Below are 21,255 nucleotides of genomic sequence, written 5' to 3'. Positions count from 1 at the left end.
TCAATGTTCATCAATGATAAAACACTAAAAACCTACCTTGTATTTTTTCATAGATACCCAAAGTGTTACCACAGCAAAATACTGTATAAACAAACAGTACAAATGCTAATTGCTATTTTTTCGACCAAAAAAACAAATGTCTCATATTTTCAATTGGTTATGATTTTTCATTATTTTGATACATAGCTGATAAATGACAATTTAGTATGTCCCACACAAACAACTGTATAAATACACAGTTGCTCTATTTAATTACACCACATGCCATACGGGCTCCACCGCCACCCAGTACCTCTGGATTATCGGAGTAATTATCACCACCAACATGCACCATCAATGCGTGATTTTTAACATCGTTTAGCGTTTTGAAGCGAGGAGCTAAAACGGCATAATCCGCATTACCTTTAGCATCAGCAACAAGACCTGGTAAATCACCTAGGTGCCCTGTCTTATCATATGGCCCTTTATGGGCAGCCGTTTTTTGTGGATCTAAATGGCCACCCGCTTTTAATGCTGGTACTGTTTTACCATCTTTCTCTCCGGGTTCACAACTTGGATTTTCGTGGATATGGAACCCATGAACACCCGCTTCTAAGCCAGTTAATTTTGGAGAAAAAAGTAAGCCATATTCGGTTTCAGAAATAACAACCTCACCTACCGTTTTGCCTTCGCCTTGAAGCGTTGCTTCTTTTAATACCACCGTTGTTTCAGCTGCATTTGCAGCAAAGACTGTCAGCAATCCAGCCAGTAAACACATCTTGAATTTCATTCTACCTCCAGTTGCAATTATATTTTTTAGCGTCCTATCAGCCATTTATTGGTATTGGCTCCATTATTAGAATAGCAAAATAGAGTTATATTGCTTTGAACTCAACCACACAAAGTAATGCTTAACTTAAATAACGAAGTTTTTAAGATATATCCAGAGAGTAATAACAACGGAGTTTGAACGAAAAAGAATAGATATGATGGCGCATTTATAAAGCATACGCCATCATTGTTAAAGCAACTTATTTTTTTGTAACTGTATTAAAGTGTTTATCTAATGGCTCACTGAACCAACGACCATTTAACACTTGTGATAATAATTCTTTTTTCTCTTCTGGTGTGACTCTATTATCTTTTTCGATTGCAGCAATAACATCATCATACTGATAGGATTTATTGCTCATATAAGCAATCGACTTCGCTTTGTTTGCATCAAGAACTAATAAGGACTCACCCGCTTTTTCATTTTCTGGCGTCCATGGTTTCCATTCCACTTGACCTTTACTTACAGGAATTCCATCTTTGAGGAACCCATTAATATAGCTATCGAATTTTTGAGTAAAGTCTTTTGTTCCCTCTAATGCGAGCAGTTCTGTATTGAAATTAGCGAATTTTTCTTTATCCCATAGAGCTAAGAAAATACCATGGAAAGATCCTACTGGCGCTAATTGATGCCCTGTTATTAATGGGTCGGAGCCTAGAACAAATTCCACACCATATATTGGTGCTTTATAATGTGGATACATTTTTTGTGCCGATTGAGTAACATTGAATAAACTATAAAGTAACCCACCATATTGGTTCACAAAATGATATTGATTCAATAGATTAGTATTCGTTTCTAATGTGTTATCAGTAATAGCGGGTGCAAAGCGTTTATCGCCACGTGCAAATAAAGAAAACTCACCTTGCCCTGTGATCATTACAATAGGCACTGAATGATATTTATCAGTTTCAAAACCATTCTTTGGTAATACAACACCATCACGATAAAGATGTGGGAACTGAGACATTCTGATCCCGGCATCACCAAATAATGAAGCTAAATCATCGGCTGAAAGTTGATAAAGATAAGCTTTAACATCTGGTGAAGCATCTAATAACCATTTTTTAGCAGAATCTAAGTCAGATTTTTTATTATCTCTCACGGCTAAAGCTGCAAACCGTTGTGCAAATATTTGTTCAGCTTCCGCTTTATCCGAGGTTGTCATTCCTCCGCTAAAAACTAACGCTTTATTAAAGGTATTTTCAAAAAGTGGCGAAATCAGCATGGCCATAACATCACGCCCACCAGCCGAAAAACCTGATATGGTTATATTGTTAGGATTACCACCAAACTGAGCAATATTATTTTTTACCCAATCAAGCGATAATTTAATATCTAATAACGCAAAATTCCCAGAATCTTGTAATTTATCGCCTGTATTTAAAGCGGACAGCGGATTAAAACCTAAAGCACCTAAACGGTGATTAACAGTAACAATAACCGCATTAAGAGAAATCGCTGCTGATTGAGGATTAAATTCAGCAGAGGTTCCCATCTGATTATTACCACCATGTATATAGTATAAGACTGGAAGGTTTGTCTGATCATTATTAGGTCGATAAATATTTAAATTTAAGCAATCCTCAACACCAATCGGGCCTGACTTTGATGGTTGAATGCAATTTGCAGCAGGCTGTGTTGCATCAAAAACGCCATTCCAAACTTCAACTAATTGCGGTTTTTGCCAGCGAAGTTCCCCTATAGGTGCTTTTCCATAAGGGATCCCCGTCCAGACAGCTAGGGCTTCTTGTGTTTGACCTTTTACTTTACCAGCAGAGGTCTCCACTGTGAGCGGTAATGCTTGAGCTGATGATGTCGATAAAAATAGAAAAAATAAAGCTATTGGTGTTATTTTGCGTTTATGTAACGACATTTTTATCCCCTGAATTTGTCAAATAATAAAATAATGGCTGCCCGAAATTTCGCATAGGTAATTACCTATCAAACAGCTTATTTAATTAAATGAATCAAAACCATCGGATATTGCGATTGTGATAATTATTCATTCATTGCTTATCACTATTGACGATATTAAAACCACTCTAATTCAAATATAATTTAGAATTATAAATTGTCTATTTAAGCCTTAAGTTTGTTAAAACGCAATTATTGGGATTACCACGTTATAGATAAAATAATTTTAACCATATTCCTATTGCTTGTTTTGGGAATAACATATGTTGTAAATGAATAATTGAAATTATTTTAGTCATCTATAAATGATGACGGTATTCGGTTTAAAAAATAAGAACATCAATCAAAATGAAGTTATTAGCGATATAAACTGGGTTATCGTTATCGGTGATATGAACATTTACTGTTCTACTAATTTATAACGGCACATTGAAGTTTTATGAAAACTAAAAGGCGATAGATATAAATCCATCGCCTTTAAATAAAAATACTCATTGTTACTAGCTAAAACATTTCAGATTGAAGCTAAACCGCTTAAATAGGTTACTTTTCTTTAGCAACCCATTTGCCATCTATATAAAATGCACTCCAACCGGTTGCTTTACCATTTTTCTCCGAAGAAACATATTGCTGCTTTGTTTTACGGCTAAAACGAACAACGGTCTTATTGCCTTCTGGATCTTGTTCAGGCGCTTCTGCTAAATAAGCCAATTTTTCAGGCAGCCTATCTTTAAAGCGTTGTAACTCTTCCACTAAAGGAGCTCGAGTTTCTCTCGATTTAGGGAATGTATTTGCTGCAAGGAATACTCCCGCAGCACCATCACGCAATACAAAATAAGCATCTGATTTTTCACACGGCAATTCTGGCAATGGAACCGGATCTTCTTTTGGTGGTGCAATTTCACCGCTTCTTAAGATCTTACGTGTGTTTTTACACTCGTCATTGGTACACCCCATGTACTTACCAAAACGCCCCATTTTTAGGTGCATTTCAGAACCACATTTGTCACACTCAATAACAGGCCCATCATAACCTTTAATGCGGAACTCACCCTCTTCAATTTCATAGCCTTCACAAGCAGGGTTATTACCACATACATGCAGCTTACGTTGATTATCAATCAAGTAGCTATCCATCGCCGTACCACATTTTGGACAACGACGTTTTGCACGTAAGGCATTAGTTTCCGCATCATCACCTTCGAGAATATTAAGTAATTCATCTTCAGGAATGAGATTGATAGTTTTTTTACAGCGTTCTTTAGGCGGCAATGCATAACCGGAACAACCGAGGAATACCCCTGTTGAAGCAGTACGAATTCCCATATGACGCTCACAATCAGGACAAGTAATTGATGTGATCACCATTGGATTAGTACGCATTCCTCCTTCTTCAGGATCTTTCTCTGCAACATCCAATTGCTTACTAAAATCAGAGAAAAACTCATCCAAAACAGCTTTCCATTCTGCTTCATGGTTAGCAACATGGTCGAGCTGATTTTCCATACGTGCTGTAAAATCATAGTTCATTAGATCGTTGAAGTTTTCTTCCAACCTATCTGTAACGATTTCACCCATTTTTTCAGCGTAGAAGCGGCGATTTTCAACTTTAACGTAGCCTCTATCTTGAATAGTTGAAATAATTGCTGCATAAGTTGAGGGACGACCAATACCGCGTTTTTCCAATTCTTTAACCAATGATGCTTCACTAAAACGAGCTGGTGGCTTGGTAAAATGCTGACTTGGTAATAGTTCAACTAATGACAATTCACTACCAACTTGAATTGGTGGTAATGTTTTATCTTCATCATTTTTACGCAATGCTGCCATGACGCGAGTCCAACCATCAAAGCGTAATGTACGTCCTTTCGCTTTAAGATCAAAATCGCCAGCCTTGACTGTAAGCGTTGTTGAATCATATTTTGCTGGCGTCATTTGGCAAGCCACAAATTGATTCCAAATCAGCTGATACAGCCTTTTAGCATCCGACTCCATATCTTTCAATGTGTCGGGTAATACATCAACACTTGAAGGGCGAATAGCTTCGTGCGCTTCTTGTGAGTTATCTTTGCTGCTATATACATTGACATCTTTTGGAAGATACTTAGCACCAAAGTTATCATTGATATAATCGCGTACCATCGTTAATGCATCTTGACTCAAGTTTGTTGAGTCTGTACGCATATAGGTGATGTAACCGGCTTCATAAAGACGCTGCGCCATCATCATCGTTTTTTTCACGCCAAAACCAAGGCGAGTACTTGCCGCTTGTTGGAGTGTTGATGTGATGAAAGGTGCACTCGGCTTACTTGAGGTTGGCCTGTCTTCACGGTCAGTAACCTGAAAACGTGCGTTCTCAAGTAAACTAACTGCTGCATCAGTCTGCGCTTTAGTAACTGGCTTGAACGGTTTGCCTAATTGATGAGTAACTTCCATACGCAATGCAGCAACACTTTTATCTGCAAGGTCCGCATGAAGTTCCCAATACTCTTCTGGCACAAACGCTTTAATTTCACGTTCGCGTTCAACAATTAGACGAACAGCAACTGATTGTACTCGCCCTGCAGATAAACCACGTGCGACTTTTTTCCATAACAAAGGCGATACCATATAACCAACAACACGATCCATAAAACGACGTGCTTGTTGTGCATTCACCCGATCAATATTTAATTCACCTGGTTTTTCAAATGCTTGAGTAATCGCATTCTTAGTAATTTCGTTAAATACTACGCGGCTAAAGCGGGAGTCATCACCACCAATCACCTCTCGTAAGTGCCATGCAATAGCTTCCCCTTCGCGGTCGAGATCCGTCGCAAGATAGATATGATCTGCATCTGCCGCCAAAGCTTGTAATTCTGAAACAACTTTTTCCTTACCCGGCAAAATTTGATAATTTGCCTTCCAACCATGGTAAGGATCAATCCCCATACGTTTAACTAATGCAGTTTGGGGATCTTTCTTAACCTTTTTAGTTTTTTCGGTAGATGAGCCGGTGCTCTTTTGTGAGCCGGATCCACTTTTCGGCAGATCACGAATGTGGCCGACGCTGCTTTTAACCACGTAGCCACTGCCAAGATACTTATTGATCGTTTTGGCTTTTGCCGGGGACTCCACGATAACAAGAGCTTTGCCCATATTTACCTTTACCTAAATTTCTACAATGGCGCATTTCTACATTAAAATGCGCAAAATTAAAATCTCTTTTTTATATTGAGACACAATCGCAATATATCAATATATTTTCTCAAAATAGTTTGCGCTTGAACAAAACTTACAAAGCTAATCACGCTATTCTAAAAAGAACACATAATGTTCTAGCTGACTGATTTAAGCCGTATAATACCTAAATATTGCAAACGAAAAGCACACTCTACCTGATAAAAAGCTAGACGCAACCAATTATTTTTTCGAAGGAGTTAACTTATGCAGGACAATATCCAATATATAACAAAAGATAAACTTATCGAAAAAGCGAATAAAATCATACAGGAACATGATGATTTTATTCATGGCATGTTTGTTGATTCTGTAGAGCAACATCGAGACACATTAGTTTTCAAAGGTGAATTCTTTTTAGATGCTAATGGTATTCCGACAACAAAAAGTACTGCTGCTTTTAATATGTACAAACATCTTTCACATATACTTTCGGCGCAATTCCATCTTAAATAGTCTTTCTTACTTAAAAAATTACCGGCTATTAGCCGGTAATTAATAATAGTAAACAAATATCTTTACTGCGAGAAACTAATTTTAAATTACGTTACATAAATGGTTTTTGACCACGCTGCCACCAACGCAGTAACAATTTATCAACATTTTCAGAAACATTACTGGTGAAACGTTCAAGCATTTTTTTACTTTGAGCATAACGGATACCAACAATTTCTTTTGTATCCACTGCCGCAATAATAATATCATCGCTCACACCAATTTGGTCTACCAAGCCTTTCTCTAATGCTTGGCTTCCATACCAATATTCGCCAGTAGCGACAGCATTTATATCCAACGCTGGGCGATTTTGATGGACAAACTGTTTAAACAATTCATGCGTTTCATTGAGATTCTCAACAAATTTTTGACGACCTTGTTCTGTATTTTCACCTAACATAGTCAAGGTTCGTTTATATTCACCCGCCGTATGCAGCTCAACATCGACATCATGTTTTTTCAATAAACGATGAATGTTTGGAACTTGTGCAACAACACCAATTGAACCAATAATAGCAAACGGTGCTGCAACAATTTTTGTCGCAATACAAGCCATCATATAACCACCACTCGCGGCGACTTTATCAACAGCAACCGTCAGCGGAATATTTTTGTCTTTTAAACGAGTAAGCTGAGAAGCAGCAAGACCATAGCCATGCACTACACCGCCAGGGCTCTCAAGGCGTAATAGAACTTCATCTTGTTGATCTGCAACAGCAAGAATGGCGCTGATTTCTTCCCTTAAAGACCCAACTTCACGAGCATCCATGCTTCCTTTAAAGTCTAAGACATATAAACATGGCTTTTTAACACTTGTTTGCCCGGTTTTAGCCCCTGCTTTCTCAGTTTTTACTTTTACCTTTTGCTGTTTTTTAAACGCTTTCAACCAAGCTTTATGCTCAGAATCGTTCATTTTAACTTGTTGCATTTGGCGTTGACGATCACGGTAATTCTCACCTAAATCCGTAATTTTCAATTCACCTCGTCCACCTTGGCGACGCATACCGGCACCAAAAACAAAAACGGCAAGCACAACAATAGCAAGCACTATTGTCACTACTTTTGCCAAAAATAGGCCGTACAGAGAGAAATACTCCACAAAATCATCCTTCTCATATTTATCTTAATAAAAATAGTCTCACGATTGCAGTTAAACAACCAGTAAAATTAATCAGCTTTTATCGTAATCTTACTTTAACTTGTACCCTACATTAGCCAATGACATCAATCAATGCGATGATATCCAAATATATTAATAAATAAGATAGGAAAAAAATCATGCTCCACTATCAACCTAAACATGACCTTTTAAGTAACAAAACTTTACTCGTTACTGGCGCTGGTGATGGAATTGGCCGTGAGGCGGCATTAAGCTACGCTCGCTTCGGTGCATCCTTAATACTCGTTGGTAGAACAAAACATAAACTTGAGCTGGTTAATCAAGAAATTAAGAGCTTAACAGGTAAGACAGCCGACATTTATGTATTAGACTTACTTACAGCCACCAATAAACAATGCCTTGAGCTTGCTAATAACATTAATAAAAATCACACATGTCTTAATGGCGTATTACATAATGCTGGGCTGTTAGGTGTTATTGCGCCAATTACAGAACAACCTTCTGATCTTTGGCATGATGTCATGCAAGTTAATGTTAATGCTACATTTATGTTAACTCAAGCGCTACTTCCTTTATTACTTAACGCACCACACGCATCCCTCGTCTTTACCAGTTCGGGAGTCGGTAAAAAAGGTCGTGCAGATTGGGGGGCTTATTCTGTTTCTAAGTTTGCAACTGAAGGCCTAATGCAAGTTCTTTCCGATGAATACAAAAACAGCAATCTGCGCGTGAATTGCATTAACCCAGGCGGTACACGTACAACTATGCGAGCTAGCGCATTTCCTCAAGAAGATGCGATGAAACTCAAAACACCCGCCGATATTATGCCTATTTATCTTTATGTCATGAGTGACGATAGCATATGTAAGACAGGTATCAGCTTTGATGCTCAACCAGATCGTAAACCGGGTACAGCGGAGTAATTTATATGCCACAAAGCCGACATGAAGAACGACAGCAACGTTTAAAAGAAAAAATCGATGCGCGAATCGAATCAGCACAAATCGAACGTGGCATCTTACTTATCTTTACCGGTAATGGAAAAGGTAAAACAACAGCAGCTTTTGGTACTGTTTGTCGCTCCATTGGACATGGCAAAAAAGCAGCAGTCGTTCAATTTATCAAAGGTAGTTGGGATAATGGCGAGCGTGAGCTATTAGAACCACATGGCGTACCATTTTATGTGATGTCTACTGGCTTTACATGGGAAACTCAAGATAAAGAAGCCGATACCCTAGCTTGCCTTGATACATGGCACCACGCTCGCAAGTTACTTACTGATCCACAGGTAGATCTAGTGGTATTGGATGAAATCACTTATATGATTAGCTATAGCTATCTCCCCCTAGAAGAAGTGATAGATGCACTGACCCATCGCCCAGAAAATCAATCTGTGATTATTACAGGACGAGGATGTCATCGTGATTTGTTGAATTTAGCAGATACTGTGACAGAAATGCGGCCTATCAAACATGCCTTTGATGCCGGAATAAAAGCCCAAAAAGGAATTGATTGGTAAGTGCTTGTATTCGTGCCGATAGCACCTTAGATTATTGGTGCTATCGACATTCGATTGAAATACGCTCTATCCTGCAATTTCCTCTTTAGCTTTTTCCTCTGCCTTAAGGACGATATCTATTGATGGATTATGGTCAGGTACATTCGGTAATTCAGATAATAGACTATTTAGAGTATCCGGCTTTGTATCATTGCTCGTTGATATCGAATTATCTAACTTGCTAGGAATACCAGATATTAGATTATCGTATTCTCCCTGTTTTACAAATAGCTCTTTCCACAATACTTCTACTTCTTTGTGCAAGTTAGCATTATGATCCCTTAGCTTGCGACCAACTACATTGCCTATTACTAGTGTTTGTTCCACTTGATTCAATAATTGCAGATGTTTACTGTTATCATTAGTTTCTATTGCGGTTTCTTTGACGTCATTTAATTTTTCTAATTTAATGTTAGCTTTTTTATTTGTTTAGGTGCGTCATTAGATTCCTGATGTTGTTTTTTATGATTGTCCAAAATATTGCTTAAAACATTAATTAATTGCTTAACCTCCTTACTTTGCTTACCATTTTTATCTATATTTGGTAATTTAATAAAATTTATTGCTGCAGAAATTTCATTATTGTAGACCATACTTTTAGCTTCATTTAATGTGTTATTTAATTCGGAAAGTTTATTTTCTTCTTTTTCTATTTCATTCAACACAGAAGCTATCAATGTTTCATTACTTACAGCTTTACCTCTCTTACTAAAAATATCAGATGGTAGTAATCTATCTACCTCTTCCTTATCAAATGGTTTTATTCCTTTATCTTTAAAAATTGTATCGATTTCTGGCTGTGTAAGCAAAAATTCAACTAAGTCTTTGCTAAAGCTTTTTTCAAAAAAAATTCCGGAATTTTCAATGAATTCTTTCTTTTTTTCTGTAGATGCGAATTTAAATTTATCTGTGTCAGAATCATTAATCAAACGTAATATAAAGCTTTTTTTAACAAAAATTAGCAAGTCACTTAGTCGAGATAGTTCTTTAATATTTGGTTTAATCGTATTTATATTTTCATTTATTTTTTTAGGCAATTGTAAATCAACGTTATTTTCCCTCGCATGTGCAGAAACAAACAAGCGAAAACGTGTATTTTCCTTATCTACCTTGTTATCCGATAGTACTTTAGTCGTATATTTCCTTATCATCAGTCCAGCGTTATTATCAATTTCAGTAGTATTTTTATTTTTATTTTTATAGTTGGAGATATCATTTTCAACTATTGCTATTCCCTTATTTAAAATACTAATAGCCTTAGATGAATGAATGTCTGCTAATGTGAATTTTATTGTTTCTGCAAGTCCTTTGTTTCTTGTTGATTCTGCTTTTTTTGTTAGTGCAGTGATTATTCCTTTGGGTATCTCTCTTCCTCCATTTGCTATATTTTTTATTTTATCAAGTAAACCTTTTGCAGTGGCCGTTGATATATTGCCGCCAATAGAGTTATGTATAGATACAACAAATTTATCTGAAAAATTAATACTTGGCATTTTAAAATTTACTCTCTGGTTTTTATACAAAAAAATCAAATCACATGTCGATATCAAAAGCCTAGATAACCCTAGAATTGCGATAAATTAAGCGCTTCAGCTAAGCTAGTAATAAGAATATTCATGCTATCTAAAATAGATATTTTAATATTAACTCGCTTAATAAAAAGCAAGAGTGATCACAAGGAAAACTTGATATATCATTTTCCTTATCGAGGATATAAATAAAAGCAAAAAAACACAGTGAATTTTTATGAAATACTATTAACACCAATAACTAGCTGAATTTAAAATGATTTAGTAACATAGCCAATTGACATTTCAGTTACACAGAATAATTTAAAAGATAAGTTCATTAAAATAAATACAATAGAAATTAATTTTCTTTTTAAGTAATATATTTATTATTATTATGAATTTGAAACTACGTCATCTAAAATTTCATTTTCATAACTAAATTAAATAATGAGGCTTAATAAAAATGAAAATGATTTACTTAGATTGTATAATTAAACAATTTATATTGATAGTCAAAGATAAGGGAATACTATGAAAGATATTAATCAATATATTTCATGAATTAATCAAATGATTTTTTTAGCGAATGATTTAGAGCTGCTAATTAGAATAGAGTAATGGATATCTCCACAACCCTATTCTATCGAGTATTTATAACTAAATACGTGTACGGCGCTTTGCTGTTGGTCTTGATGACTGACGCTTAGTTGCAGGCCTACCCGCAGATTGCGAATGACGTTTAACAGCACGACGAATTTGATTTGCTTTAAGACGACGCTGGTCACGTTCAACGGCCACTTTAGATTCAGTTTCCGCAGTAAGACCAACTAATTCTCTCAAGTAGTTTGTTTGCTCTAGACCCAGTTCAGTCCAACCACCACGAGGAAGCCCCTTAGGCAGGTCAATGTCACCATACCTAACACGGATCAAGCGGCTCACTTGAACACCAACCGCTTCCCATAGACGACGAACTTCACGGTTACGCCCTTCTGTTAAGGTAACATTATACCATTGGTTCATACCTTCACCACCTCGATAAGACACGGTTTTAAAGGATGCAGGGCCATCTTCAAGCTGTACGCCCTTGGTGAGTTGGCTGATTTTAGCTTCATTAATTTCACCAAAAACGCGTACAGCGTATTCACGCTCAACTTCACGACTTGGATGCATTAAACGGTTTGCGAGTTCACCATCTGTTGTAAATAGCAGCAGCCCACTGGTATTTACATCAAGACGCCCAACAGCAATCCAACGAGCACCGATCAGCTTAGGTAAACGGTTAAATACTGTCGGACGACCTTCTGGGTCATGGCGAGTACATAACTCCCCTTCAGGCTTGTAATAAGCCATAACACGACAGATCTCTTTTTCTGGTTCTTTTATCGCTAATAATTGCCCATCTAATCTAATTTTAACAGATGGTTTAACCTCAATACGGTCGCCCAGCGTGGCTTTTTTGCCATCAACACTGATACGGCCTTCTTTTAAAAAGGTTTCAATTTCACGGCGGGAACCATGCCCTGAGCGGGCGAGAATTTTTTGTAATTTTTCAGTTTGTTGCGGTTTAACGCTCATATAACCCTCAGCTGTCGCCTTCACAGGCGTCAAATACTTTTTCGTGACATGTCACGAAAAGCAGCGAATTGGAAAACCTGCGCATTATACACAGGTTTATGGTGAACCCCTATTATTAATCTATAAGCTTATATTATTGCTTATTCGAATGGGGATGGGTCGCCAGTACCAACACGAACAACAACGGAGCCATCTCCCGTTAAGTCAATAACCGTCGTCGGTTTTTGACCAATATCACCACCATGGATCACCAAATCAACTTGTTTTCCGAGTAAGTCTCGGATAGCTTCGGGATCAGATTGCGTAAAGTCATCGCCAGGTAAAATAAGGCTGGTAGACATTAATGGCTCACCAACCTCTTCGAGCAAATCACGGGCAATTGGATTTGAAGGTACTCTCAGGCCAATGGTTTTGCGTTTATCATTCATCAAACGGCGAGGCACTTCTTTTGTTCCACGTAGAATAAACGTGTAGTTGCCCGGTGTATTATTTTTGATTAAACGAAATGCTGTGTTATCGACATGTGCATAGTTAGATAATTCAGAAAGATCGCGGCACATTAAGGTAAAATTGTGGTTCGCATCGATTTGGCGGATACGACAAATGCGTTGTAATGCGTCTTTATCTTCTAATCGGCAACCTATGGCATACCCAGAATCTGTTGGGTATACAATCACGCCACCTTTATTTAAAATCTCAACACTCTGACTTATCAGTCGTGCTTGTGGGTTATCCGGATGGATATAAAAAAACTGACTCATACAAACCTCTAATCTTTGGTATCGACAGCATCATCCGGTAAAAACCTGAAAATGGCACTATCTACTCACAAAACGAAAATGCGCCTACAAAAGGCAAGACTTTTCGTCTTTCATTTATTTTATTCTACACCGCATTGACGATACATCAACGTCTTATGCTGTTTTCACTTCATCCCATAACGTCCAAACAGCCTGCTCGTCATTAGGCAGCCATAAGTTGCGGCCTAATTCAATCCAAGAGCAAGGACGATGAAAATCAGAACCAACTGACGTTTTTAAATTCGCTAGCTGGGCAAGTTCTGATAAATATTGTTTTTCATTAGGTGGTTGCTGGCAATGAGAAACTTCCATTGCGTCACCGTGACAATCTTTAAAATATGCTACTAATCTTTTTAGCCATTTATTAGATAATTGATATTTTGATGGATGTGCTAAAACAGCAATTCCACCAGCAAGATGAATAGCCTCGATGGCTTCATCAATCGTGCACCACTTCGCGGGAACATAACCAGTCTTGCCTTTTGCAAGGTAACGTTTAAAGACATTATTGATATTTTTTTCTTTACCAATTTTGAGCAGGTATTGAGCAAAGTGCGCCCTTGTTACTTGCCCGCCTCCTGAGATTTGCGACGCATTTTCCCATGCATCAGGAATACCCGCTTTTTGTAACCGCCTACCAATTTCAATTCCTCGCTCTAAGCGCAACTCAGACTGTTGTGCTAACAACTGAACCATTGAATTCGCTGAAGGAGAAAAGTTTAACCCTACAATATGAATCTCAATATTTTCCCACAACGTAGAAATTTCGACGCCATTAATCAGCGTAAGTGATTGTTGAGTTTGGGCCAGATATTCCCGAGCCTGAATGACACCCTCACAAGTATCATGATCAGTAATCGACAACACATGAACACCCATTTCAATTGCACGGTCAACCACATCCGCTGGAGATAACTCGCCATCAGAGGCACTGGTATGGCAGTGTAAATCATAGCGTGTCAGCAATGGACTTGAAAATTGTGACATAACTCGTTTCCCTCTTTTTGCTCGTTTCTGGATATTTTCCATGAAAAATTAACAAACAGCTTGACATAAGCAAGGCGATCCAGTTAACTAGTACGCAGGACGGCTTGCTAGCCGAAATTAATTTGATTATCCAGTGAGGCACTGTATGACTTCTATTCACCTATCAAATCGTTGGTGGCGTAACTTCCCAAATTGGGCGGAAAACGCACATGCATAAATTGATATGCCTCAGTGCCGAACCCGCCTCTATCTGCGGGTTTTTTTATGTCTAAAAATAGCTTAAAGGCAACAAAATGAATAACCAAAACACAACATTAGCACATTTTAATTATCTGGATAGCCCAATTAATTACCAGCAAGACCCAACGTTATTGTTTAATCACCTATGCCACAATACCCCAGCGACTATGCTGCTGGAATCTGCAGAAATTACCAGTAAAGCCAATCTACAAAGTCTATTGATTGTAGATAGTGCCTTGCGTATCCGTGCTTTTGGTCAGCGTGTTGAAATTGAAGCACTGACTGAAAATGGTCGCCTATTACTGGTTGTAATGGCCGAGCAACTGGCTCATAAAGCACAACATTGTGAATTATCATCACAACAACTCACATTGACATTTAATCAACCAAATAATGAACTGGATGAAGATAGCCGCTTAAAAAGTGCTTCTTGTTTAGATGTATTACGTTTATTACCAGAACTCGCACAAACTTATTCAGATAAACCAGAAAATTTCTTCGTTGGCGGCTTATTTGCATATGATTTAATTGCGAGCTTTGAATCACTTCCTGAAGTTAAAACTATCAATAATTGCCCTGATTACTGCTTCTTTGTCGCAGAACATTATTTAGTGATTGACCATCAAAACCAAGCTGCACGCTTAAAAAGTTGCTTATTTTCAACAGATACTAACCATATTGAAGCGATAACTCAGCGCCATAATGAAATTATTGCCGAATGCCGCCCATTTTTATCACCACTTTCGCTAGGAACCGCCTCTGAGTTTACGGTTAAAACGAATAAAAATGATGAGCAATATCGGGAAGTTGTCAATTCAATGAAAGAAGCTATCTATCGTGGTGACATTTTTCAAGTTGTGCCATCACGAAAATTTTCGATGCCTTGCCCTTACCCATTAATTGCATATCAAAAGCTAAAAGCTCAAAACCCAAGCCCTTATATGTTCTTTATGCAAGATAATGATTTTTCACTGTTTGGTGCTTCTCCTGAGAGTGCATTGAAATACAGTGCCAGTAATCGCAAGGTTGAAATATATCCTATTGCGGGGACCCGACCACGTGGACGTGATGCTTCTGGTGCAATAGACCTTGATCTTGATAGCCGAATTGAACTCTCAATGCGTACGGATCAAAAAGAGCTAGCCGAGCATTTAATGTTAGTCGATTTAGCCCGTAATGACCTTGCACGCATTTGTGAAGCTGGTAGCCGCTATGTTGCAAATTTAACGAAAGTAGATCGCTACTCGTTCGTTATGCATTTAGTCTCACAAGTTGTCGGTACACTTCGTTCAGATCTTGATATCTTCCACGCTTATCAAGCCTCTATGAATATGGGCACTTTAACTGGCGCGCCTAAAGTTAGAGCAATGCAGTTGATCGCTGAATATGAGCAAGAGCGGCGCGGTTCTTACGGTGGTGCAGTCGGCTATTTCAATGGTAAAGGTGATTTTGATACCTGTATTGTTATTCGTTCTGCCTATGTTGAAAATGGTATCGCTACTGTACAAGCAGGAGGAGGTGTCGTATTAGATTCTTCACCACAAGGCGAAGCCGATGAAACCCGAAACAAAGCTCGCGCAGTGATCCGCGCAATTGCCCAAGCACATCAAGCAGAGGAGTTATTCTAATGGCTAACATACTATTACTCGATAATGTTGACTCCTTTACCTATAACTTAGTTGACCAATTACGTTCCGGTGGCCATAACGTCATCATTTATCGAAACACAGTTAGTGCAACACATATTTTATCTGTTCTAAATAATATGGAATCCCCTCTACTGGTATTATCACCAGGCCCGGGTAAACCTAGTGACGCTGGCTCTATGCCTGAAGTTCTGACTCATGTTATCGGTAAAATTCCGGTTATTGGTATCTGTTTAGGGCATCAAGCAATTATTGAAGCTTATGGCGGGCATGTTTCTGCTGCGGGTGAAATTTTACATGGTAAATCATCCATGGCGACACATGACCAACAAGCCATGTTTGATGGTCTTGAAAATCCAATTTCCGTTGCGCGTTATCACTCACTCGTTGGTAGTCAAATTCCTGAAAAACTGATTATTTGTGCGCAATCAAACGGCATGGTAATGGCTGTACGTAATGATAATGATCGCATTTGTGGTTTTCAATTCCATCCTGAATCGATTCTAACGGCTCAAGGTGCAATTTTACTGGAAAAAACCGTGGCATGGGCGCTTTCGACCCCAACCAATACAACAACACCATCGTTTTAACCAGGGAAGAGAGAACCTATTATGCAAACTATTTTCAATAAATTATTTCGCGCTCAAACACTAACTCAATCAGAAAGCCAAATTTTATTTAATGCAATAATTCGCGGTGAGCTAACTGAAGCACAATTAGCTGGTGTTTTGATTAGCATGAAAATGCGTGGCGAACAGCCAGAAGAAATTGCGGGTGCAGCCATGGCTTGCTTAGAAAACGCGCAACCTTTCCCACGCCCTGATTATCAATTCAGTGATATTGTTGGAACAGGTGGTGATGGCGCAAATAGCATCAATATTTCAACAGCAAGTGCATTTGTTGCCGCAGAATGTGGTATTAAAGTTGCCAAGCATGGTAACCGCAGTGTTTCTAGTCGCTCAGGTTCTTCCGATCTGCTGGCAGCTTTTGGTATTTCCCTCGATTTAAGCGCACAAAGCGCACGTGATGCTTTAGATGAATTAGGAGTATGCTTTTTATTTGCACCGCAATATCACAGTGGGTTTCGTCATGCTGCACCCGTTCGTACACAATTAAAAACACGTACTCTATTTAATGTTTTGGGACCACTGATCAACCCAGCTCGCCCGCCAATTTCACTGATTGGTGTCTACCAAGAGTCACTCGTGGAGCCTGTCGCGAAAACATTACAAATGCTTGGTTTTACACGTGCAGCTGTGGTACACAGTGGAGGAATGGATGAAGTTTCACTGCATGCCACCACACAGGTTGCAGAACTTAACCAAGGACAATTGTCCTTCTACCAACTTGGTGCTGCTGATTTTGGATTAGAACCTTATCAATTGTCTGACTTAGAAGGCGGCACACCTGATGAAAATCGAGTGTTACTCACTAACTTGTTACAGGGGCACGGAAAGCCCGCTCATGAAGCTGCCGTTGCAGCTAACGTGGCACTGTTGATGCGCCTCAATGGCTATGAAAATTTAAAAGAAAATAGCGAGCACGCCTTAAATATTATTCGTAGTGGACGCGCGTTTGCTCGAGTCACTGCACTTGCTTCAAGGAAACAGTAAAATGAAAGCAACTGTATTACAGAAAATTGTTGATGATAAACTTATCTATCTTGTTGAACGTAAAACAAAACAACCATTAGACAGTTTCATTGAAGAAGTTAAGCCATCGAACCGCAGCTTTTATGAAGCACTGTCGGCAAAGCGTCCGGTATTTATTCTTGAATGTAAAAAGGCATCCCCCTCTAAAGGTTTGATCAGAGAAGATTTCGATCCTGCTGTTATTGCTAATATTTATGCCCCCTATGCATCTGCCATTTCGGTGCTCACCGATGAAAAATATTTTCAAGGTGATATGGAATATCTAACAATCGTTAGCAATACTGTTAAACAACCAGTTTTGTGTAAGGACTTTATTGTCGACGCCTATCAAATCTATCTTGCAAGATATTATCAAGCCGATGCAATTTTATTGATGCTCTCTGTTCTGAATGACGAAGAATATGTTTCACTCGCTGCGGTTGCGCATCAATTGAATATGGGTGTGTTAACTGAAGTAAGTAATGAAGAAGAGCTTGAACGTGCAATTAAGCTAAAAGCCCGCGTTGTTGGCATTAATAATCGTGATTTACGCGATCTTTCAATAGATTTAAATCGAACCAGAGTATTAGCGACTAAATTGCCCGCAGGAACAATTATAATTAGCGAATCAGGAATTCATCGCCACCAGCATATCCAATCGCTAAGTAAATATGCCAATGGTTTTCTTATCGGCAGCGCTTTAATGGAACAAACCAATATTGATAAAGCAATACAAAAATTGTTAATTGGTGAGCATAAAGTGTGTGGCTTAACGCGTGTACAAGATGCCAATGCTGCCTTTGCAGCAGGAGCGACATATGGTGGCCTTATTTTTGCAGATAATTCCCCACGCAAAGTGACAGTGTCACAAGCAAGGCAAATTATCCATGCCGTACCATTGCAATATGTTGGTGTATTTCGTGATCAATCTGTGGATTTTGTAGCGCATATGGTAGAACAACTCGCTTTGTCCGCAGTACAGCTGCATGGCAGTGAAGATGGTAACTACGTCCAAGATTTACGCACAATACTACCTAAACATTGCGAAATATGGAAAGCCGTCAATATGTCACAACCTAATTTAGCGCAATTTGATGACCAACCTATCGATTTATTATTACTCGATAATGGCCATGGTGGTACCGGCCAATCATTTGATTGGGCATTGGTTCCAACGAATAGCAAGTTTCGCGTAATGGTGGCTGGTGGCTTGAATGCAGATAATTGCCATCAAGCTGCGAAACTGTTGTGCAATGGATTAGATTTTAATTCAGGCGTTGAAATTGAACCTGGAATCAAAAGCGAACAAAAAATAAACCAAGTTTTCAGTTTATTAGCATCTTAATCGTCAATAATTTGACTCTGGCATTTGAAATATATCCTAAATAATTCAATATACCGATAGCTAATCAAGGTTAGTAATCCAAAAAAAATATCGATAATACTGTAGCCAAATAGCTTGGTGTATTACGGGATGACAACCTCCAAACTGAACAATGACACAAAAATATTACTTTAATAGATGGAAAATAAAATGAGCAAATTAGATCCCTATTTCGGTGAATTTGGTGGACAATATGTCCCGGAAATTTTAATCCCAGCACTTAATCAACTCGAAGATGCTTTTATTGAAGCGCAGAGTGATCCTGCATTTTTAAATGAATTTCACGATCTGCTAAAAAATTATGCGGGTCGTCCGACTGCATTAACCTTATGTCGCAATTTGACTGAAGGAACAAAAACCAAGCTTTATTTAAAACGTGAAGACCTTCTCCATGGTGGAGCACATAAAACAAACCAAGTTTTAGGCCAAGCCTTACTTGCCAAACGAATGGGTAAAACTGAAATCATCGCTGAAACGGGTGCGGGGCAACATGGTGTTGCAACTGCTCTAGCTTGTGCACTCCTCAATATGAAGTGCCGAATTTACATGGGTGCGAAAGATGTTGAACGTCAATCACCTAATGTGTTTCGCATGAAATTAATGGGCGCTGAAGTGATCCCTGTGCATAGTGGTTCAGCCACCTTGAAAGATGCTTGTAATGAGGCGCTAAGAGACTGGTCTGGAAGCTATGATAAAGCCCACTATTTACTCGGAACCGCAGCTGGCCCTCATCCATATCCAACTATTGTTCGTGATTTTCAACGGATGATTGGTGATGAAGCAAAACAACAAATTTTAGAAAAAGAAGGTCGCCTTCCAGATGCTGTTATTGCTTGTATTGGCGGCGGCTCTAATGCAATTGGTATGTTTGCTTCTTTTATCCCAGAAGAAGATGTTCGTCTGATAGGTGTTGAACCCGCAGGGTTAGGTATTGAGACAGGGCAACATGGTGCACCACTAAAACATGGCCGTGTAGGTATCTACTTTGGTATGAAATCCCCTATGATGCAAACCAATGAAGGGCAAATTGAGGAATCTTACTCAATTTCGGCAGGCCTAGATTTTCCTTCCGTAGGGCCTCAGCATGCACATTTAAATAGTATTGGTCGTGCAGACTATGTTTCCATCACTGATGATGAAGCATTAACAGCATTCAAATTATTGTCTCGTAAAGAAGGCATAATTCCTGCTCTAGAGTCTTCGCATGCTCTTGCCTATGCACTGAAATTAGCAGAACAAGAACCCAACAAAGAGCAGCTATTAATTGTTAACCTTTCAGGGCGCGGCGATAAAGATATCTTTACCGTGCACGATATTTTGACAAGCAAGGGAGAAATCTAATGGAACGTTATACTCAACTGTTTGATCGTTTAAACCGAGTAAACCAAGGTGCTTTCGTTCCATTCGTTACGTTAGGTGACCCTGATGCAGAGCTTTCACTTAAAATAATTGATGCATTGATTGCCGGTGGTGCTGATGCCTTAGAAATTGGTATCCCATTTTCTGACCCATTAGCAGATGGGCCAACAATTCAAAATGCCAACTTGCGTGCGTTTAAAAGTGATATTACGCCAACAGTGTGCTTTGAGCTCTTAGGACGCATCAGACAAACTCATCCTGATATGCCAATTGGGTTATTAGTTTATGCAAATCTGGTCTTTAGTAATGGTATTGACCATTTTTATTCACGTTGCCAACAAGCTGGGGTAGATTCCGTATTGGTTGCTGATGTTCCCATGTGTGAATCTAAACCATTCCGTGAATCTGCATTGGCTCATGGTATTGCTCCTATTTTTATTTGCCCACCAAATGGTGATGATGCATTACTAAAAGAAATTGGTGAACAGAGCCATGGGTACACTTATTTATTATCTCGTGCGGGTGTCACGGGAACAGAAAAACGTGCAGCAACACCACTTACCGATCTAATTAATAAGCTAAATAAATATCGGGCTGCTCCAGCATTGCAAGGCTTTGGGATCTCTGAACCTGCTCAAGTTGCTGAGTCCATTGCAAATGGCGCCGCGGGTGCGATTTCAGGTTCTGCTGTAGTAAAAATTATCGAAACTAATCTTCAACGCCCTGACATAATGTTAAAGGAGCTCACACAGTTTGTTTCTAGAATGAAGGCTGCTACACAGAAATAATCGAATTAAATATTCTTAGTCGTCATGTCTAATCAGTGTGGCGACTTTTCCAATTTTCCGATCTAATAACAATTTATTTCAATTTTAACGTTGAATTTTTTCCTATTCCTACTGATACTAAAATTGTCAGTCGTGATTAGTCGCGTCAATTAGCCTGTTTTCATCTGACGTACTTATTTCTTTTTTGATTACTTAACAATCAACGTACTTTGCA

At 38.7% G+C, this 21,255-nt stretch carries 18 protein-coding genes and 1 other annotated feature; of the genes, 9 read left to right on the top strand and 9 right to left on the bottom strand.

Annotation, left to right across the window (positions count from 1 at the left end; translation table 11 throughout):
- Positions 1 to 244: 244 nt before the first annotated feature.
- The 3 genes from sodC to topA all read right to left on the bottom strand — a co-directional run bounded on the left by sodC (position 245) and on the right by topA (position 5,866).
- On the bottom strand, positions 245 to 769 hold the full coding sequence (gene sodC, locus OOA_RS05095) for a superoxide dismutase family protein (protein ID WP_008911061.1): 525 nt from the start codon (positions 767 to 769) through the stop codon (positions 245 to 247).
- A 241-nt stretch (positions 770 to 1,010) separates the two neighbouring features.
- Positions 1,011 to 2,687, bottom strand: coding sequence for a carboxylesterase family protein (locus tag OOA_RS05090; RefSeq protein ID WP_008911060.1), 1,677 nt, complete (start codon positions 2,685 to 2,687; stop codon positions 1,011 to 1,013).
- A gap of 584 nt (positions 2,688 to 3,271) precedes the next feature.
- A complete protein-coding gene (topA, locus tag OOA_RS05085) occupies positions 3,272 to 5,866 on the bottom strand; it encodes a type I DNA topoisomerase (protein WP_008911059.1) in 2,595 nt (864 codons plus the stop codon).
- A gap of 288 nt (positions 5,867 to 6,154) precedes the next feature.
- On the opposite strand from topA, the gene OOA_RS05080 reads away from it, so the two are divergent.
- The gene (locus OOA_RS05080; protein WP_008911058.1) at positions 6,155 to 6,403 is read left to right on the top strand and encodes a DUF2498 family protein; all 249 of its coding nucleotides are present in this window, start codon (positions 6,155 to 6,157) and stop codon (positions 6,401 to 6,403) included.
- Between the two features lie 91 nt (positions 6,404 to 6,494).
- Here the strand turns inward: OOA_RS05080 and sohB are convergent, their stop codons facing one another.
- Entirely contained in the window at positions 6,495 to 7,541 is a 1,047-nt protein-coding gene (gene sohB / locus OOA_RS05075; protein WP_008911057.1) for a protease SohB, read from the bottom strand.
- Between the two features lie 179 nt (positions 7,542 to 7,720).
- Between sohB and OOA_RS05070 the strand changes: the two genes are divergently transcribed.
- The gene (locus tag OOA_RS05070; protein WP_008911056.1) at positions 7,721 to 8,485 is read left to right on the top strand and encodes a YciK family oxidoreductase; all 765 of its coding nucleotides are present in this window, start codon (positions 7,721 to 7,723) and stop codon (positions 8,483 to 8,485) included.
- Between the two features lie 5 nt (positions 8,486 to 8,490).
- A complete protein-coding gene (cobO, locus tag OOA_RS05065) occupies positions 8,491 to 9,081 on the top strand; it encodes a cob(I)yrinic acid a,c-diamide adenosyltransferase (protein ID WP_008911055.1) in 591 nt (196 codons plus the stop codon).
- Positions 9,082 to 9,147: 66 nt separating this feature from the next.
- On the opposite strand, the gene OOA_RS05060 is transcribed toward cobO, so the two are convergent.
- From OOA_RS05060 to rnm, 5 genes are all read right to left on the bottom strand, one after another.
- Positions 9,148 to 9,447, bottom strand: a complete 300-nt coding sequence (locus OOA_RS05060; RefSeq protein ID WP_040690813.1) for a hypothetical protein — start codon at positions 9,445 to 9,447, stop codon at positions 9,148 to 9,150.
- A gap of 74 nt (positions 9,448 to 9,521) precedes the next feature.
- Positions 9,522 to 10,613 (bottom strand): hypothetical protein, encoded by a 1,092-nt coding sequence (locus OOA_RS05055; protein WP_008911053.1) that lies wholly within the window; start codon positions 10,611 to 10,613, stop codon positions 9,522 to 9,524.
- A gap of 675 nt (positions 10,614 to 11,288) precedes the next feature.
- The gene (rluB, locus tag OOA_RS05050; protein ID WP_008911052.1) at positions 11,289 to 12,206 is read right to left on the bottom strand and encodes a 23S rRNA pseudouridine(2605) synthase RluB; all 918 of its coding nucleotides are present in this window, start codon (positions 12,204 to 12,206) and stop codon (positions 11,289 to 11,291) included.
- Between the two features lie 140 nt (positions 12,207 to 12,346).
- The gene (locus OOA_RS05045) at positions 12,347 to 12,967 is read right to left on the bottom strand and encodes an L-threonylcarbamoyladenylate synthase (protein WP_008911051.1); all 621 of its coding nucleotides are present in this window, start codon (positions 12,965 to 12,967) and stop codon (positions 12,347 to 12,349) included.
- A gap of 153 nt (positions 12,968 to 13,120) precedes the next feature.
- Positions 13,121 to 13,993 carry an RNase RNM gene (rnm, locus tag OOA_RS05040; protein ID WP_008911050.1) on the bottom strand — a complete coding sequence of 291 codons (873 nt, stop codon included), beginning with the start codon at positions 13,991 to 13,993 and terminating at the stop codon, positions 13,121 to 13,123.
- A gap of 166 nt (positions 13,994 to 14,159) precedes the next feature.
- Positions 14,160 to 14,259, top strand: a sequence feature (Trp leader region).
- 27 nt (positions 14,260 to 14,286) lie between these two features.
- Between rnm and OOA_RS05035 the strand changes: the two genes are divergently transcribed.
- The 6 genes from OOA_RS05035 to trpA all read left to right on the top strand — a co-directional run bounded on the left by OOA_RS05035 (position 14,287) and on the right by trpA (position 21,041).
- A complete protein-coding gene (locus OOA_RS05035; protein ID WP_008911049.1) occupies positions 14,287 to 15,861 on the top strand; it encodes an anthranilate synthase component 1 in 1,575 nt (524 codons plus the stop codon).
- Entirely contained in the window at positions 15,861 to 16,469 is a 609-nt protein-coding gene (locus tag OOA_RS20250; RefSeq protein WP_008911048.1) for a glutamine amidotransferase-related protein, read from the top strand. Before OOA_RS05035 ends, OOA_RS20250 begins: the two co-directional genes overlap by 1 nt.
- Positions 16,470 to 16,490: 21 nt before the next feature.
- Positions 16,491 to 17,492, top strand: a complete 1,002-nt coding sequence (trpD, locus tag OOA_RS20245; protein WP_008911047.1) for an anthranilate phosphoribosyltransferase — start codon at positions 16,491 to 16,493, stop codon at positions 17,490 to 17,492.
- 1 nt (position 17,493) lies between these two features.
- A complete protein-coding gene (gene trpCF, locus OOA_RS05020; protein WP_008911046.1) occupies positions 17,494 to 18,855 on the top strand; it encodes a bifunctional indole-3-glycerol-phosphate synthase TrpC/phosphoribosylanthranilate isomerase TrpF in 1,362 nt (453 codons plus the stop codon).
- Positions 18,856 to 19,044: 189 nt separating this feature from the next.
- On the top strand, positions 19,045 to 20,235 hold the full coding sequence (gene trpB, locus OOA_RS05015; protein ID WP_008911045.1) for a tryptophan synthase subunit beta: 1,191 nt from the start codon (positions 19,045 to 19,047) through the stop codon (positions 20,233 to 20,235).
- Positions 20,235 to 21,041, top strand: a complete 807-nt coding sequence (trpA, locus tag OOA_RS05010) for a tryptophan synthase subunit alpha (RefSeq protein WP_008911044.1) — start codon at positions 20,235 to 20,237, stop codon at positions 21,039 to 21,041. The genes trpB and trpA overlap by 1 nt, the downstream gene beginning before the upstream one ends.
- Positions 21,042 to 21,255: the final 214 nt, after the last annotated feature.

Source organism: Providencia burhodogranariea DSM 19968 (assembly GCF_000314855.2).
Classification (GTDB): domain Bacteria; phylum Pseudomonadota; class Gammaproteobacteria; order Enterobacterales; family Enterobacteriaceae; genus Providencia; species Providencia burhodogranariea.
The sequence above is the reverse complement of the archived record's forward strand: the minus strand, read 5'-3'. Positions and strand labels throughout refer to the sequence as shown.

Bases quoted from the DNA above. Each gene is read 5' to 3' on its own strand.
- OOA_RS05035 (WP_008911049.1), top strand. From the start codon at position 14,287: ATGAATAACCAAAACACAACATTAGCACATTTTAATTATCTGGATAGC.
- OOA_RS05080 (WP_008911058.1), top strand. From the start codon at position 6,155: ATGCAGGACAATATCCAATATATAACAAAAGATAAACTTATCGAAAAA.
- OOA_RS05055 (WP_008911053.1), bottom strand. From the start codon at position 10,613: ATGCCAAGTATTAATTTTTCAGATAAATTTGTTGTATCTATACATAAC.
- trpA (WP_008911044.1), top strand. From the start codon at position 20,235: ATGGAACGTTATACTCAACTGTTTGATCGTTTAAACCGAGTAAACCAA.
- topA (WP_008911059.1), bottom strand. From the start codon at position 5,866: ATGGGCAAAGCTCTTGTTATCGTGGAGTCCCCGGCAAAAGCCAAAACG.
- trpCF (WP_008911046.1), top strand. From the start codon at position 17,494: ATGAAAGCAACTGTATTACAGAAAATTGTTGATGATAAACTTATCTAT.
- OOA_RS05090 (WP_008911060.1), bottom strand. From the start codon at position 2,687: ATGTCGTTACATAAACGCAAAATAACACCAATAGCTTTATTTTTTCTA.
- OOA_RS05070 (WP_008911056.1), top strand. From the start codon at position 7,721: ATGCTCCACTATCAACCTAAACATGACCTTTTAAGTAACAAAACTTTA.
- trpB (WP_008911045.1), top strand. From the start codon at position 19,045: ATGAGCAAATTAGATCCCTATTTCGGTGAATTTGGTGGACAATATGTC.
- trpD (WP_008911047.1), top strand. From the start codon at position 16,491: ATGCAAACTATTTTCAATAAATTATTTCGCGCTCAAACACTAACTCAA.
- rnm (WP_008911050.1), bottom strand. From the start codon at position 13,993: ATGTCACAATTTTCAAGTCCATTGCTGACACGCTATGATTTACACTGC.
- sodC (WP_008911061.1), bottom strand. From the start codon at position 769: ATGAAATTCAAGATGTGTTTACTGGCTGGATTGCTGACAGTCTTTGCT.
- OOA_RS05045 (WP_008911051.1), bottom strand. From the start codon at position 12,967: ATGAGTCAGTTTTTTTATATCCATCCGGATAACCCACAAGCACGACTG.
- OOA_RS20250 (WP_008911048.1), top strand. From the start codon at position 15,861: ATGGCTAACATACTATTACTCGATAATGTTGACTCCTTTACCTATAAC.
- rluB (WP_008911052.1), bottom strand. From the start codon at position 12,206: ATGAGCGTTAAACCGCAACAAACTGAAAAATTACAAAAAATTCTCGCC.
- cobO (WP_008911055.1), top strand. From the start codon at position 8,491: ATGCCACAAAGCCGACATGAAGAACGACAGCAACGTTTAAAAGAAAAA.